11 protein-coding genes are annotated in these 13,744 nt (G+C 66.1%); 2 read left to right on the top strand and 9 right to left on the bottom strand.

What is annotated here, in order from left to right:
• Positions 1–6: 6 nt before the first annotated feature.
• From NX775_RS16710 to NX775_RS16675, 8 genes are all read right to left on the bottom strand, one after another.
• Positions 7–1,353 (bottom strand): TadA family conjugal transfer-associated ATPase, encoded by a 1,347-nt coding sequence (locus tag NX775_RS16710; protein WP_183554643.1) that lies wholly within the window; start codon positions 1,351–1,353, stop codon positions 7–9.
• A gap of 38 nt (positions 1,354–1,391) precedes the next feature.
• Positions 1,392–2,567 carry a CpaE/TadZ family protein gene (locus NX775_RS16705; protein ID WP_258837028.1) on the bottom strand — a complete coding sequence of 392 codons (1,176 nt, stop codon included), beginning with the start codon at positions 2,565–2,567 and terminating at the stop codon, positions 1,392–1,394.
• Positions 2,568–2,597: 30 nt separating this feature from the next.
• On the bottom strand, positions 2,598–2,870 hold the full coding sequence (locus tag NX775_RS16700; RefSeq protein ID WP_258837027.1) for a hypothetical protein: 273 nt from the start codon (positions 2,868–2,870) through the stop codon (positions 2,598–2,600).
• A 9-nt stretch (positions 2,871–2,879) separates the two neighbouring features.
• A complete protein-coding gene (locus tag NX775_RS16695; protein ID WP_258837026.1) occupies positions 2,880–4,430 on the bottom strand; it encodes a type II and III secretion system protein family protein in 1,551 nt (516 codons plus the stop codon).
• Between the two features lie 20 nt (positions 4,431–4,450).
• Positions 4,451–5,302 carry a Flp pilus assembly protein CpaB gene (cpaB, locus tag NX775_RS16690; protein WP_258837025.1) on the bottom strand — a complete coding sequence of 284 codons (852 nt, stop codon included), beginning with the start codon at positions 5,300–5,302 and terminating at the stop codon, positions 4,451–4,453.
• Positions 5,299–6,663 (bottom strand): ATP-binding protein, encoded by a 1,365-nt coding sequence (locus NX775_RS16685; protein ID WP_258837024.1) that lies wholly within the window; start codon positions 6,661–6,663, stop codon positions 5,299–5,301. The genes cpaB and NX775_RS16685 overlap by 4 nt, the downstream gene beginning before the upstream one ends.
• A gap of 100 nt (positions 6,664–6,763) precedes the next feature.
• Positions 6,764–7,309: an A24 family peptidase gene (locus NX775_RS16680; RefSeq protein WP_258837023.1), complete on the bottom strand. Its 546-nt coding sequence runs from the start codon at positions 7,307–7,309 to the stop codon at positions 6,764–6,766.
• A gap of 58 nt (positions 7,310–7,367) precedes the next feature.
• Positions 7,368–7,562, bottom strand: coding sequence for a Flp family type IVb pilin (locus NX775_RS16675; RefSeq protein ID WP_258837022.1), 195 nt, complete (start codon positions 7,560–7,562; stop codon positions 7,368–7,370).
• Positions 7,563–7,923: 361 nt separating this feature from the next.
• Here NX775_RS16675 and NX775_RS16670 point away from each other — a divergent pair, with 361 nt between their 5' ends.
• Complete coding sequence (locus NX775_RS16670; RefSeq protein WP_258837021.1) at positions 7,924–8,958, top strand: GGDEF domain-containing protein; 1,035 nt, start codon at positions 7,924–7,926, stop codon at positions 8,956–8,958.
• Positions 8,959–8,969: 11 nt separating this feature from the next.
• Here NX775_RS16670 and NX775_RS16665 read toward each other — a convergent pair whose 3' ends face one another.
• Positions 8,970–10,187 carry a cyclic di-GMP phosphodiesterase gene (locus tag NX775_RS16665; RefSeq protein ID WP_258837020.1) on the bottom strand — a complete coding sequence of 406 codons (1,218 nt, stop codon included), beginning with the start codon at positions 10,185–10,187 and terminating at the stop codon, positions 8,970–8,972.
• A 200-nt stretch (positions 10,188–10,387) separates the two neighbouring features.
• Between NX775_RS16665 and icmF the strand changes: the two genes are divergently transcribed.
• A complete protein-coding gene (icmF, locus tag NX775_RS16660; RefSeq protein ID WP_258837019.1) occupies positions 10,388–13,693 on the top strand; it encodes a fused isobutyryl-CoA mutase/GTPase IcmF in 3,306 nt (1,101 codons plus the stop codon).
• Positions 13,694–13,744 lie beyond the last annotated feature (51 nt).

Raw genomic sequence — 13,744 nt, 5'->3', positions numbered from 1 at the left:
GCTCCTTCAATCAAACACGCGGTCGGGATCGAACGTGTCGTCCGGCACCGGTACCCCGAACAGCTTGAGGCGGTCGGCAAAACGCGGCCGCACACCGGTCGCGCTGAAGTGGCCGAGCACCCTGCCCTGCGGATCGACGCCGCGCTGTTCGAACAGGAAGATCTCCTGCATCGAAATGACCTCGCCCTCCATGCCGGTAATCTCCTGCATGCTCACCAGCTTGCGCGTGCCGTCGGTCAGGCGCGAGACTTGCAGCACCACCGTCACCGCCGAGACAATCTGCTGGCGGATCGCGCGCGGCGTCAGGTTCACGGCGGCCATGCTGACCATATTTTCCAGGCGCGAGAGCGCGTCGCGCGGCGTGTTCGAGTGGATCGTGGCAAGCGAGCCTTCGTGGCCCGTGTTCATCGCCTGCAGCATGTCGAGCGCCTCGGCGCCGCGCACCTCGCCCAGGATGATGCGGTCGGGCCGCATGCGCAGCGCGTTGCGCACCAGCGCGCGCTGCGTGACTTCGCCCTTGTCCTCGATATTCGGCGGACGCGTTTCCAGGCGCACGACGTGCGGCTGGCGCAGTTGCAGCTCGGCCGCATCCTCGATCGTCACGATCCGTTCGCTGGCCGGGATGAACCCCGAGATCAGGTTGAGCAAGGTGGTCTTGCCGCTGCCGGTGCCGCCCGAGATCAGGATGTTGACCTTGGCCGTGCCCAGGCTTTCGATCACCCGGATCATCGGCGGCGCCATGCTTTTGTACTCGAGCAGGTTGTGTACCGTCAGCGGGCTGCCGCCGAAGCGGCGGATCGACAGGATCGGCCCGTCGACGGCCAGCGGCGGGATGATGGCGTTCACGCGCGAGCCGTCCGGCAGGCGCGCATCGACCATCGGGCTCGATTCATCGACCCGGCGCCCCACGCGCGAGACGATCTTTTCGATGATCTTCATCAGGTGGGCGTTGTCGTGGAAGGTGACATCGGTCAGTTCGAGCTTGCCGTGGCGCTCGACCCAGACCTTGCTGGCGGTGTTGACCAGGATGTCCGAAATCGTCGGATCGGCCAGCAGCGGCTCGAGCGGGCCGAAGCCCAGCATCTCGTGCTGGATGTCGAGCACCAGGTGGTGGCGCTCGTGCTGGTTCAGCACGATGCGCTCGTCTTCGATGATGCGCTGGACCAGCAGCGCCAGCTCGTGCTTGAACTGTTCGGCGGTCAGGCGCTTCAGGCGTTCCAGGTCGATCCGGTCGAGGATCATCTGGTGCATCAGCTTCTTGAGCTCCTGGTAGGCCTGGTTGGGGGCGTCGTGCGATTCGGCGCCGGTCGGGCGCTCGGGGTCGGGCAGCGCAAGGCGTTCGCGAAGGGACATCGGTGTCTCCGGTGCGTGGTTCAAACGTGGGGAACGAGTCAGTCGACGTGATCCTGGCGCCCGAACAGGCGCCCCAGCAGGCCACGGCTTTCGTGGACCCGTTGCGCGGTCACCAGTTCGACCAGGTCGGCCAGACTGCGCGCGGCGGCGCTCGAGCGCGACAACTGCAGCACCGGCACGCCCTGGTTCACCGAATCGGTGACCGCAATGTAGTCGTTGGGGAAGGTGTGCACCACTTCGCAGCCCAGCGCCGCATGCAGGTCCTGCAGGCGCAGCTTGCCGCCCTTTTCGTAGCGGTTGACGATCAGGCGGATGTTGTCGAGCACATAGCCGAGCGAGCGGAAGATGTCGAGCAGGCGGCGCGCATCGCGGATATCGGGCAGCGCGAGTTGCAGCAACGGGTAAATCGTGTCGGTCACGTCCAGCGCGCGCAGCGACACCGCATCGATCTGGCGCCCGACGTCGAGCAGCACGTAGTCATAGTGCTGGCGCGCGACGCGCAGGATGGTGTCGATGTGTTCGGGCTTGGCCTGCCGCTCGTGGGACGGATCGTCGGCCGCCGCCAGCACGCCGAAGCCCGGCGTCACGTGCACCAGGCACGATTCGAGAAACGGCCCGTCGATGCGGGCGATCTGTGCGCACACGTCCGACATCGTCATGGCCGGCTTCTGGTCCGACACGTACAGGGCGGCGTCGCCGAACTGGCCATGCAGGTCGATCAGCAGCACCTTCTTGCCCGCCAGCGAGGCAAGCGCGTAGCCGAAATTGGTCGAGATGAAGGTGGCGCCGCTGCCGCCCTTGCAGGCGATGAAGGCCAGCACCTTCCCGTCGCGCATGGTCGAGATGCCGGCGGCGCTTGCAATGCGGTCCATCGCCTCATGAAAGGCGCGGTGCACCAGCGGCAGTTGCAGCAGCTCGCGCACGCCGGCGCGCATCGCGGTAATCAACAGGTCGGGCTGGTGCTGGGTGGTCAGCAGCATCAGTTGCGCCGTCGGATACTGCCGGCCCAGGCGCTCGAGCAGATTGGCTTCGGACGGTTCGAGGTTGCTGGCATCGACGATCACGAGTTGCGGCGAGTCGGGATCGGGCCGGTCGAGCGCCTCGCGCAGGCCGGCGCGGGTCGCGCCCAGGTGCAGGGGCGGCACCCGCGCGGCGCCCTGGGCGGCCAGTTCCGCGTACAGGTGGCTGTCCCGGCTGATCAGGAGCGCTCTCATGAAGTCCTCGATAAAAGTAGGGCCGCGCGCTTACTGCGCACGGATCATGGGCGCCGGCTGGCCGGTGTCCGGTTGTGCGAACGAGCGCTCGTAGTTGTCGATGGCCGCGCGCGCGGCGCGGCCATCGAGCCCCGCGGCGGGGTTGCGGCTGGCGCCCGCAGCCGGGTCGATCGTCTGCGCGGCCAGGTTGGCGCGGGTCGCCGCGCCGAACTGGCTGTCCCAGTGCGGCGTGCTTGAGATGCAGCCCTGCGCGCCGCAGGCCAGCAGCACCAGCGCCGCCCGGCGTGTGAATGTGGATGCCATGCTGCTCTCCTATTCCGGTTCGGGGCCGCCGGCGGCCGGCGCCGGTGCGGGTGGGACAGGCGCCGTGCCAACGGCGGGCGTGCCAACGGCGGGCGTACCTTCGAGGCGGCCGCCAAGCAGCACGCTGGCGCGCGACGGCGCATCGAACCGGTCGGTCGGCAAGCTCAGACTGCCGGCCGGCAGTGGCTTGACCAGGCGCGCCGTGATGACGAAGACCAGTTCGGTGCGCTCCTGCTGGAAGTCGGTGCTGCGAAACAGCGCGCCCAGTATCGGCACGTCGCTCAGTCCCGGCAGGCCTTTCAGGTTGGCGACCAGGTTGTTGCGCACCAGGCCACCGATGGCAAAGCTCTGGCCGTCGTGCAGCTGCACCGTGGTGCTGGCGCGGCGCGTGGTCAACAGCGGCATGATCGCGGTGCCCGCAATGCCGGCGGCGCTGATGCCGATCCCTTCGCGCGACAGCTCCGACACTTCGGGCGCGACCTTCAGGTTGATGAGGCCTCCTCCCAGCACGGTCGGGGTAAAGCGCAGGCCGACGCCGAATTCCTTCTCTTCCAGCGTCACCTTGTTATTGTCCTGCGCCACCGGGATGAAGAACTTGCCGCCCGCCAGGAACGCGCCTTCCTGCCCGCTGATGGCCAACACGTTCGGTTCGGCCAGGATGCGCACCAGGCCATCGAGCTTGTCGGTGTCGATGCCGAAGCGGTTGCCGTTGGTCTTCAGGCCGGCCAGGCCGCCGCGCGCCAGCCCGCTGAGAAAATCGGTGGCCAGCGTGGTGGTCCAGCTACCGGACCCGAAGCTCAGGCGCACTCCGGTTTCAAGCCGCTCGAGCAGCGTGCGCGCGACTTCGGCCACCTTGACCTCGAGCTGCACCTGCTGGGGCGCGCTGACTGCCAGCAGGTTGATCACGCGGGCGCTGGCACCGCCTGCCCCGGCAGCGGCGCCGCCGCTGCTGCCATTGCCGATCTGAATCACGCCGTCGGTCGCGTTGTCCTTGTCGGCCGCCGGCAACTGGCGCAGCGGGCGGCGCACATAGGCGCCGGCCAGTTCCACGGCGCGGTTGACGGCGGCAGCGTCGCTGACGGTGCCGGTCAGCACCAGCGTGTCATTGGCGGCCATCACCCGGATCTCCTTCTCGTGCGGCATGGCGACGCCCAGCATCGCTTGCAGGCTGGCCGGGTCCATCGCGACCGTGATGTCGATCACGCTGCACGCGCCGCTGCGACCCTGCACGATCATGTTGGTGGTGCCGACATCAACGGCGGCGATATACAGCGTGTCCGGCGCCACCAGCATCGCCTGCACGACAGCCGGGTTGCCGACGCTGCGCCGGGTGACTGCTTCGGGCAGGCGCAGCATGGTCGACTTGCCCATCTGGAGCGCCATGGTGGCAGGACGCGCGGCCTCGCCCTGGCAGCCGCCGTTCAGGCGCGGCGCGGGCTGCGCTGCCGTGTCGGACGCAACAGTTTTTTTGCCTGCCGGGGCAGCCAGGGCCAGCGCGCTCAGTCCTGTCAAGATGGCCGCCAGGCAGGTGCGCAGTGCGATCGTGGAATGTCGGTGCATGATCGGTCCAGTCGAAGACATCAGAAGCATTCCTGCGATGCGTGCAGGCCGTTGATGACGCTGATGCATTCGCGGTGCGGCGCCGGTGGTGGCGCCGGCGCCCGCACCAAATGCACCCGCGGTGGTGATACAGCGCGCAGTACGACCGGGGCGGCGGGCGGCGCCGGCAGCAGGTTCTCCTTGGTCGCGCCGGTGGTGGCGGTAGCGGCGGGGTCGATCTGGTTGCGCAGCGCCAGCGACAGCGTACCGACGCTGCGCGCCAGATCCAGCTTTTCGGCCTGTTCGGGCGTGACTTCGAGCGTGACGGCATTGACGACCTTGGGCTTGGTCTCGTCGCGGCCCACTTCCTGGGCCACCGCCAGCACCAGGATGCGCTCCAGGACAATCTTCGAGATGCTGTGCGCACGGGCCTGCGGGGCGTTCGGATCGGGCGCCGTCTCGGTGCTGACGATGATGTCGACATAGTTGCCCGGCAGTGCGAAGCCGGCCACGCCGATCACGTCGTTCACGCGCACCGTGATCGCGCGCTTGCCTTCGGTGATCAGGGCCGACAGGCCGCCCAGCGTGCCGGCCGGGGCCAGCTTGGCTTCGCTGACCGGTTCCCCCGCGAGCAGGCTGCTGCGCAGGACCCGGCCGTTCAGCGGCTGGGGTTCGGTGAACGCGCCCTTGGGCACGCTGGCAGTGGGCCAGTCCACCACGATGAACAGCGCGGGCGTCAAGCGCTGGCCGATGTCGATGTCGCTTTTCGCGACGACGATCCTGCCGGCAGCGGGCACCGGCGCATTGAGCAGCCAGCGCGCGGCCAGCGCCACGGCCAGCAGGCCAAGCACCACGGCCAGCGCCATCATGATCACGGCTCGTTGGTTTTTCATGGTGCGTCCCCTTCGCCGAAGAGGCTGTACCAGGCGCGCGTCAGGCCATCCACATCGCAGCACGGGGCCTGACCGGAGAAACCCGCGAAGTCGGCGATCCGGCCCAGCAGCTCGTGCGGATAGGCGGCCAACAGCGCACGCCCGGTGCGGCGGTGCAGGTGCTCGATCAGGAATGCGATCGCGCTGTCATCCAGGTCGATCCGGCGCTGCCGCGCCTGGCGCCGCAGCAGCGCGCGATAACTCTGCTCCGACAGAGGCCCGACCGGAATCCGGTAGCCGATGCGGCGCAGGCAGGCCTCGTCGAGCACCGACTCCGGCGCCAGGCTGGTGACCAGCACCAGGCTCACATCGAACGGCAGGACGTGCGTGGCGCCGCCCGGCACCGTGACATGGTCCAGGCCTGCTTCGAGCGCGCCAAGCCAGCGGTGCAGCAGTTCGCCCGGCGGCACACGCTGGCGGCCCACATCGTCCACCACCAGCAAACCGTTGTTGGCCAGGATGTGGGGCGGCGCGTGCAGCACGCCGCTGCCCAGATCACTGCGCAGCTCCAGCATGTCGCGCGCCAGCTCCGGCCCCACGTGCACCAGCGGACGCTGGCTCAGGGCCCAGCGTGCATCGCCGCTGCGGCGCTCTTCGAGGGCGCGCACGTGCAGCGGGAGGGGATGCAGCGTCAGGTCGTGCAGCTGGATGATTTCGTGGTTGACCAGCACCGTATACGGCACCGCGACCGGATCCTGGCGCAGGCGCGCCAGCTTGCGCGCCAGTGACGTCTTGCCGCTGCCGGACGGCCCGTACAACAGCAGCGGACGGCCCGAGTACAGGGCGGCGCCGATCTGCTCGCGAATGGCCGGCGCCAGGCCGTCGCCGTCCAGCACCGCATCGAGCTCGGTGCGCGTGACGCGCGCGGCATCGGGCTGGCGCTGCGACTGGCGCGTGACCACGGCGCGCCATGCTGCCAGCGTCACCGGCGCCGGGCCGACATAGCGCGATTCGGCCAGGTATTCGCCCGCCGCGCGCTGGCCCAGGGCAGTCAACTGATAGTGCACATCGAGATCGCTGTCGCCCGAATACGCGACTTCGGCCTGCTGGGTGCCCACCAGGGCCTGCAACACTTCGCGCAGCACGCTGACCGACAGCCGCAGGCGTCCAGTCAATTGGGACAGCGGCGTCTTGCCGTCGGCATGCAGGGTCTTGACCACGAGCGCAGTCACCAGGCGCGCGTCGAGCCCCGTGTCGCGCACCGTGCGCGGCTGGCGCGGCAGCACTGCGGCGAGATTGCCATCCGCATCAAAACCTGGCGTAGACAGAGACAACGCTGCATCCGGTCCGGTCGGCGCGGCGGCCGATAACACTCCGATCATGACGTCTCCTGATGCTGAAGTTGGTTCTGGGAAAACCTCAATTGATTCTAACGAGCATCTATTTGCGGCACTTGATGCCTGACAAGAGCAGCCGCAGCGATCAGGCGAGGGGCGTGGCGCCGTAACGACCGACCAGATGCACAATCGTCCCGGCAGCAATGGCCACGCCATACGGGATCGAGCCGGCGCTGGGCCGGCCACTGTTCTCCGGACTCGGCAAGCGTTGCAGGCGCAGCAGGATGGGCAGCAACATGGCCCACAGATTGGCCAGGGCCAGGCGCAGCCGCCCTTTGACGATGAGAACCACCAGCACCATCACGCCGCCTGCGCACCAGGCCAGGATGGCAATGCGCAGCGCGTCGCCGGCGCCGGTGAAGACGCCGACGGCGGCCATCATCTTGACGTCGCCGGCGGCCATGCCGCGCAGCAGATAGAACGGCAGCAGCAACGCCAGGCCGGTCGCGCAGCCGCCCAATGAGGACAGCAGCGCCGTGATCGGCTGGGGCGACAGCAGGTGCAGCAGCAGCGCGCCGAGTACGCCAGCGAGCAGCAATGAATTGGGAATGCGCCGACTTTCCAGATCCTTGATCGCGGCGGCCGTCACGAGCAGCAGCAGCAGTGTGTCGAGGTAGGGTGCGATATTCATGATCGGCTCCAAAAAAAATGCCCCCCAGGGCAGGACGTCGACCCGGGGGGCACACGCATTACGGTGCGGTCGGGAGAGCGTTGCTCAACTGCTCCTGGATGTACTCGAACGTTTCCTTGATTCCATTACCGACCTCGCCAGCCACTGTGGCCATTGCGACGCCGATGAGTGCAGCGATCAGGCCATACTCGATGGCAGTCACACCGTTTTCGTCTGCGATGAAGGCTTTGATGGCGGAGGTAATCGTGCTCATGACAAAACTCCTTTAGTGGTTGAAAAATACTGGCTGCGGCCGGGCCCGACCGCCCCTGCTATGTAACGTGTGCCAGTAAGTTGACTATAGGCATTAGTGCCGAGCGGCAATTTGATGGGGCGCAGTTTTTCCACGTGGAAATATTTTTACTTGAGGAAAAACAAGGTTCACGGGCCCCTGCGTTGCGACCCGATGACGCAGGAGAAAAATCGCCAAGAATAGTTGCCGCTAGTACAAAAAAGCATTATGCTGTTTTGCTTGGCCGCTGAAAAATGCGGCACTTCCGGCCCTCTTGCGCGTCATCCCACGCCATCTGCAGGGTCTTTTTTTTTCGTGCTTTGGCTGGCCTGACAACGACGACATGGATTCCCTGCTGCGACACATGGTGGACATGACCGGCCACCGCGATCATGCGATGCTGGACATCTCGGTGATCTCGGCGGTCCAGGAACTATCGGGCGCGAACCAGACCCGGGTCCTAGGCATTTCCAGCGTCGGCGACCAGCTGTTTGTGCGCTCGCGCGCCTGCATCCAGGCCGGCGGCGTCGCCTGCCCGGAAGAACCACAAGACAGTGGCCCGGGCGAGCCGATCGCCACCTATCCCGAACTCGACGCGTGCCTGCGCCAGCACGCCACGCGCGCCGAAGGCATGGGCGCCGACGGCTTGCGCCGCCTGTGGCTGCCGATCTGGTTCGGCGAGCGCGCCGATACCTGCCTCGAGATCGCCCACTACACCCCGTTCACGCCGGAAGCGCTGTACATGGTCAGCGGGATTGTCAGCGTGTACCGCAATTTCCAGAATCTGCTCGATTACAGCGAACGCGATTCGCTCACGGGCCTGCTCAACCGCAAGACCTTCGACGACCAGCTGGCGCGCATGCTGCTGGCAACGGACGCCGATCCCGTCATGCCCGGCCTGGCCGAGCGGCGCGGACAGCATGGGGCGGAGGCGCAGTGGCTGGCCGTGGTCGACGTCGACCACTTCAAGACGGTCAACGACCGCTTCGGCCACCTGTATGGCGACGAGGTCCTGATCCTGATCGCCAACCTGCTGCAGTCGTCCTTCCGTACGCAGGACCGGGTGTTCCGCTTTGGCGGCGAAGAGTTCGTGGTGCTGCTGCGTTCTACGACGCTCGAGAACGCGCGCCGCATCATCGAGCGCTTTCGTCTCGATGTCGAAAGCCACCATTTCCCGCAGGTGGGGCAAGTCACTGTCAGCATCGGCTTCACGGGTGTCAGCGCGGCCGATTCGCCGGTCGTCACGCTCGGCCACGCCGACCAGGCGCTGTATTTCGCCAAGGCCAACGGCCGCAACCGCGTCTGCCATTACGAAGCACTGGTCGATGGCGGCCTGCTGCAGACCGTCACGACCAACGACACCGCCGAATTCTTCTGAGCGCGTTGCGCTCAGGCGACCTGCATGAAGCGCAGCGGCTCGACCTGCCACTTCTCGGCCGACTCGTGACGCACGATGCGGTCACCGCCGCCAAAGCCCAGCGGCCGTGACAGATCGACGGTTTCGGGCTTGATGTAACGCTGCTCCCGGGTATGGAAGAACACGTTGACCTTCGGCGTGAGCAGGCTCGTTTCGTGCGGCTCGACCACCACGCCCAGGCGGCCCGATTCCAGCAGCACCAGCGTGCCGACCGGGTAGATTCCAACGCAGCGCATGAACTCCTGGACCAGGGCGGGATCGAAGTGGAATTTGCTCCACTCATACAGCTTGCGCAGCGCTTCAGCCGGCGCCACCCCCTTGTGATAGCAGCGCTCCGACGTGATCGCGTCGTACACGTCGACGATGGCCGCCATCTGCGCCAGTTCGCTGATCGCGTCCCCGGCCTGGTGGTCCGGATAACCGCTGCCGTCGCGCCGCTCGTGGTGGTGCAGCGTGATGTCGAGCGGTATGGCGCCGATGCCGGGCGTGCGCAGCAGGATGTCGTGGCCATCGCGCGGATGACGCTTGACGATGGCAAACTCGGCGTCGGTCAGGCGCCCTACCTTGTTCAGAATCGCATCCGGCACCAGCGCCTTGCCGGTGTCGTGCAGCAGCCCGCCGATGCCGGCCTGGTAGATGCGCTCGTCATCCAGATTGCGTGAGCGGCAGAACGCCACCAGCAGCGTGCACACGCTCACCGAATGCAGGAACGTGTAATCGTCCTTGTTCTTGATCTGCAACAGGCCGAGCAAGGCGCCCGCGTTGCGCAGGATCGATTCGGTGATGTTCTGCACGACCGGCCCGACCTCGTCGAGGTGGACGGCCTTGCCCAGCCGCGCGTCCTGCATCACCGTGCGCACCACGCCCACTGCTTCGCGCCGCACCGTGGCCGCGCGTTGCAGTTCCTCGCCAACGGAGATTCGTACCCGACTGGTCGCGGTGGTGGCCAGCGCCGTCACTTCGGCTTCGGTGGCTGCCTGCGCCTGGGCCAGCGTGGGCGCGTCCACGTCCATGCCGCGGCTGCAATCGATCACGACGCCGTGAATCCGCGCATCGCGGATTTTCTGGATTTCGCTCTCGCAGGACAGCAGGAACTGACTGCGCACAAATGGATGCTCCATCCAGCCACAATCGAGATCGTGGATGAACATGCCAACCCTGAGCTGTGACGCATCCACTTTTTTCAACATCTGACGTACCCCTCTGGTAACCGGCGCGGATGTGTCCACGCGCTATGCAGGAAGTATACCAAATGATTGCAATAAATCACTTAATGTTATCTTTAGTAAACTTCATGACACCGGTTCATTTGTTCACTACTTGACGTTAACGTTAACGTCAGCTACCGTACCAGCACCCCTCGTCCTCCCGCCTACAAGGACTGCTATCCATGAACGATACAACCGCCGCCGCCACGCTGGCCGCCCCCGCCCCTGCTACCCCGCAACTGGCCAACAAGGTGCGCTTCGTCACCGCCGCTTCGCTGTTCGACGGTCACGACGCCTCGATCAACATCATGCGGCGCATCCTGCAATCGAATGGCGCCGAGGTCATCCACCTGGGCCACAACCGCTCGGTCGATGACGTCGTCACGGCGGCACTGGCCGAGGATGCGCAAGGCATCGCCATCTCGAGCTACCAGGGCGGCCACGTCGAATACTTCAAATACATGATCGACCTGCTGCGCGAGCGCGGCGGCGCGCACATCAAGGTGTTCGGCGGCGGTGGCGGCGTGATCGTCGCGCACGAAATCGACGAACTGCACGCGTACGGCGTCACCCGCATCTTCAGCCCCGAAGACGGCCAGCGCATGGGCCTGGTCGGCATGATCCACGCGATGCTGCAAGCCTGTGACGTCGACCTGTCGCCATATGCCCCGACCACGCTGGCGGCGCTGCAGCAGGGCGAGCTGGCCGCGCGCCACCGTCCGCTGGCGCAGCTGATCACGGCGCTGGAAAACGACAAGGTCGACGCCGCGCTGCGCGCACAGATCCTCGAACACGCCGCGACGCTGCGCGTGCCGACGCTGGGCATCACCGGCACCGGCGGCGCCGGCAAATCGTCGCTGACCGATGAACTGATCCGCCGCATTCGCCTCGATCAGGGCGATCGCCTGAACATCGCCGTGATCTCGATCGACCCGTCGCGCCGCAAGTCGGGCGGCGCGCTGCTGGGTGACCGCATCCGCATGAATGCGATCAGTCCGTGGAACGGCCAGACGCGCATCTTCATGCGCTCGCTGGCCACGCGCGACGCCGGCTCGGAAATCTCGCAGGCGCTGCCGGACGTGATCGCCGCCTGCAAGGTGACCGGGTTCGACCTCGTGATCGTCGAGACGTCCGGCATCGGCCAGGGCGATGCCGCCATCGTGCCGCACGTCGACACGTCGATGTACGTGATGACGCCGGAGTTCGGCGCCGCCTCGCAGCTCGAAAAAATCGACATGCTCGATTTCGCCGACTTCATCGCCATCAACAAGTTCGACCGCAAGGGCGCGCTCGACGCGCTGCGCGACGTGGCCAAGCAGTACCAGCGCAACCGCGAATTGTGGAGCCAGAGCCCGGACCAGATGCCGGTGTTCGGCACCCAGGCGTCGCGCTTCAACGACGATGGCGTGACGGCGCTGTACCACGGCCTGCTGCCCCGGCTGGCAGCGCTCGGCCTGCCGATCGATACGAGCAGCCTGCCCTCGCCGGCGCTGCGCTACTCGAGCGGCAAGAACGTGATCGTGCCGCCGGCGCGCAGCCGCTACCTGGCCGAGATCGCCGACACCGTGCGCGGCTACCACCGCCACGTGGCGCGCCAGGTGAAACTCGCACGCGAGCGCCAGCAACTGGGCGAATCGAAGCGCATGCTGCTGGCCGCCGGCCAGGGCGCGGCCGCGGGCGATGCGCTCGACGGCTTGATGGCCGAACGTGATAACGCAATGGATGGCGAAGCCAAAAACCTCGTCGCGGCCTGGCCGGCGCTGCAGGCCGCGTATGCCGGCGACGACTACGTCACGCATGTGCGCGACAAGGAAATCCGCACTCGCCTGGTCACAAAAACCTTGTCGGGCAACCCGATCCGCAAGGTCGCGCTGCCGCGCTTTGAAGACCACGGCGAAATCCTGCGCTTTCTGATGCTCGAGAACGTGCCGGGCGCGTTCCCCTACACGGCCGGCGTGTTCCCGTTCAAGCGTGAAGGCGAAGACCCGACCCGCATGTTCGCGGGCGAAGGCGACGCCTTCCGCACCAACAAACGCTTCAAGCTCGTCTCGACCGGGATGGACGCCAAGCGCCTGTCGACCGCGTTCGATTCGGTCACGCTGTACGGCGCCGATCCGGCGCTGCGGCCCGATATCTACGGCAAGGTCGGCAACTCGGGCGTGTCGATTGCCACGCTGGACGACATGAAGGTGCTGTACGACGGCTTCGACCTGTGCAGCCCGTCGACGTCGGTGTCGATGACGATCAACGGCCCGGCGCCGACCATCCTGGCGATGTTCATGAATACGGCGATCGACCAGCAGATCGACAAGTTCGCGCACGACAACGGCCGCCAGCCCACACTTGAAGAAAGCGAAAAAATCCGCGCCTGGGTCCTGACCAGCGTGCGCGGCACCGTGCAGGCCGACATCCTGAAGGAAGACCAGGGCCAGAACACCTGCATCTTCTCGACCGAGTTTTCGCTGAAGGTCATGGGCGACATCCAGGAATATTTCGTGCGCCACGGCGTGCGCAATTTCTACTCGGTGTCGATCTCGGGTTATCACATTGCCGAAGCGGGCGCCAATCCGATCTCGCAACTGGCCTTCACGCTGTCGAACGGCTTCACGTTCGTCGAAGCCTACCTGGCGCGCGGGATGCACATCGACGACTTCGCGCCGAACCTGTCGTTCTTCTTCTCGAACGGCATGGACCCGGAATACACGGTGCTCGGGCGCGTCGCACGCCGCCTGTGGGCCGTGGCCATGCGCGAGCGCTACGGCGCCAACGACCGCTCGCAAAAGCTCAAGTACCACATCCAGACGTCGGGCCGTTCGCTGCACGCGCAAGAGATCGACTTCAACGACATCCGCACCACGCTGCAGGCGCTGATCGCGATCTACGACAACTGCAACTCGCTGCACACCAATGCCTACGACGAAGCGATCACGACGCCGACCGATGAATCGGTGCGCCGTGCGCTGGCCATCCAGCTGATCATCAACCGCGAATGGGGCCTGGCCAAGAACGAGAACCCCAACCAGGGCGCGTTCATCATGGACGAACTGACCGACCTGGTGGAAGAGCAGGTGCTGCAGGAATTCGAGCGCATCGCCGAACGCGGCGGCGTGCTGGGCGCGATGGAAACCGGCTACCAGCGCGGCAAGATCCAGGAAGAGTCGATGCTGTACGAGCACCAGAAGCATGACGGCACGCTGCCGATCATCGGCGTCAATACCTTCCGCAATCCGAAGGGTTCGGGCGCACCGGCGACCATCGAACTGGCGCGTTCGACCGACGACGAAAAGCAATCGCAGCTGCAGCGTCTGGATGCCTTCCACTCGCGCCATGCGGATGCCGCGCCAGCCGCCCTGGCCGCGCTGCGCCAGGCCGCGATCGACAACCACAACGTGTTTGCGCACTTGATGGACGCCGTACGCGTGTGCTCGCTGGGGCAGATCACGACGGCGCTGTTCGAGGTGGGCGGACAGTATCGGCGCAATATGTAATTGTAATAACGGCGGCGGCAAACGGCCTAGAATGGCTTCGTGAACACCACG

The sequence above is a fragment of the Massilia aurea genome (assembly GCF_024753205.1).
Taxonomy (GTDB): Bacteria; Pseudomonadota; Gammaproteobacteria; order Burkholderiales; family Burkholderiaceae_D; genus Telluria; species Telluria aurea.
This window is presented reverse-complemented; position numbering and strand designations above follow the sequence as displayed.

Coding starts and splice junctions, on each gene's coding strand:
- NX775_RS16695 (WP_258837026.1), bottom strand. CDS start 4,430: ATGCACCGACATTCCACGATCGCACTGCGCACCTGCCTGGCGGCCATC.
- NX775_RS16665 (WP_258837020.1), bottom strand. CDS start 10,187: ATGTTGAAAAAAGTGGATGCGTCACAGCTCAGGGTTGGCATGTTCATC.
- NX775_RS16680 (WP_258837023.1), bottom strand. CDS start 7,309: ATGAATATCGCACCCTACCTCGACACACTGCTGCTGCTGCTCGTGACG.
- NX775_RS16700 (WP_258837027.1), bottom strand. CDS start 2,870: ATGGCATCCACATTCACACGCCGGGCGGCGCTGGTGCTGCTGGCCTGC.
- NX775_RS16685 (WP_258837024.1), bottom strand. CDS start 6,663: ATGATCGGAGTGTTATCGGCCGCCGCGCCGACCGGACCGGATGCAGCG.
- NX775_RS16710 (WP_183554643.1), bottom strand. CDS start 1,353: ATGTCCCTTCGCGAACGCCTTGCGCTGCCCGACCCCGAGCGCCCGACC.
- NX775_RS16670 (WP_258837021.1), top strand. CDS start 7,924: ATGGATTCCCTGCTGCGACACATGGTGGACATGACCGGCCACCGCGAT.
- NX775_RS16675 (WP_258837022.1), bottom strand. CDS start 7,562: ATGAGCACGATTACCTCCGCCATCAAAGCCTTCATCGCAGACGAAAAC.
- cpaB (WP_258837025.1), bottom strand. CDS start 5,302: ATGAAAAACCAACGAGCCGTGATCATGATGGCGCTGGCCGTGGTGCTT.
- NX775_RS16705 (WP_258837028.1), bottom strand. CDS start 2,567: ATGAGAGCGCTCCTGATCAGCCGGGACAGCCACCTGTACGCGGAACTG.
- icmF (WP_258837019.1), top strand. CDS start 10,388: ATGAACGATACAACCGCCGCCGCCACGCTGGCCGCCCCCGCCCCTGCT.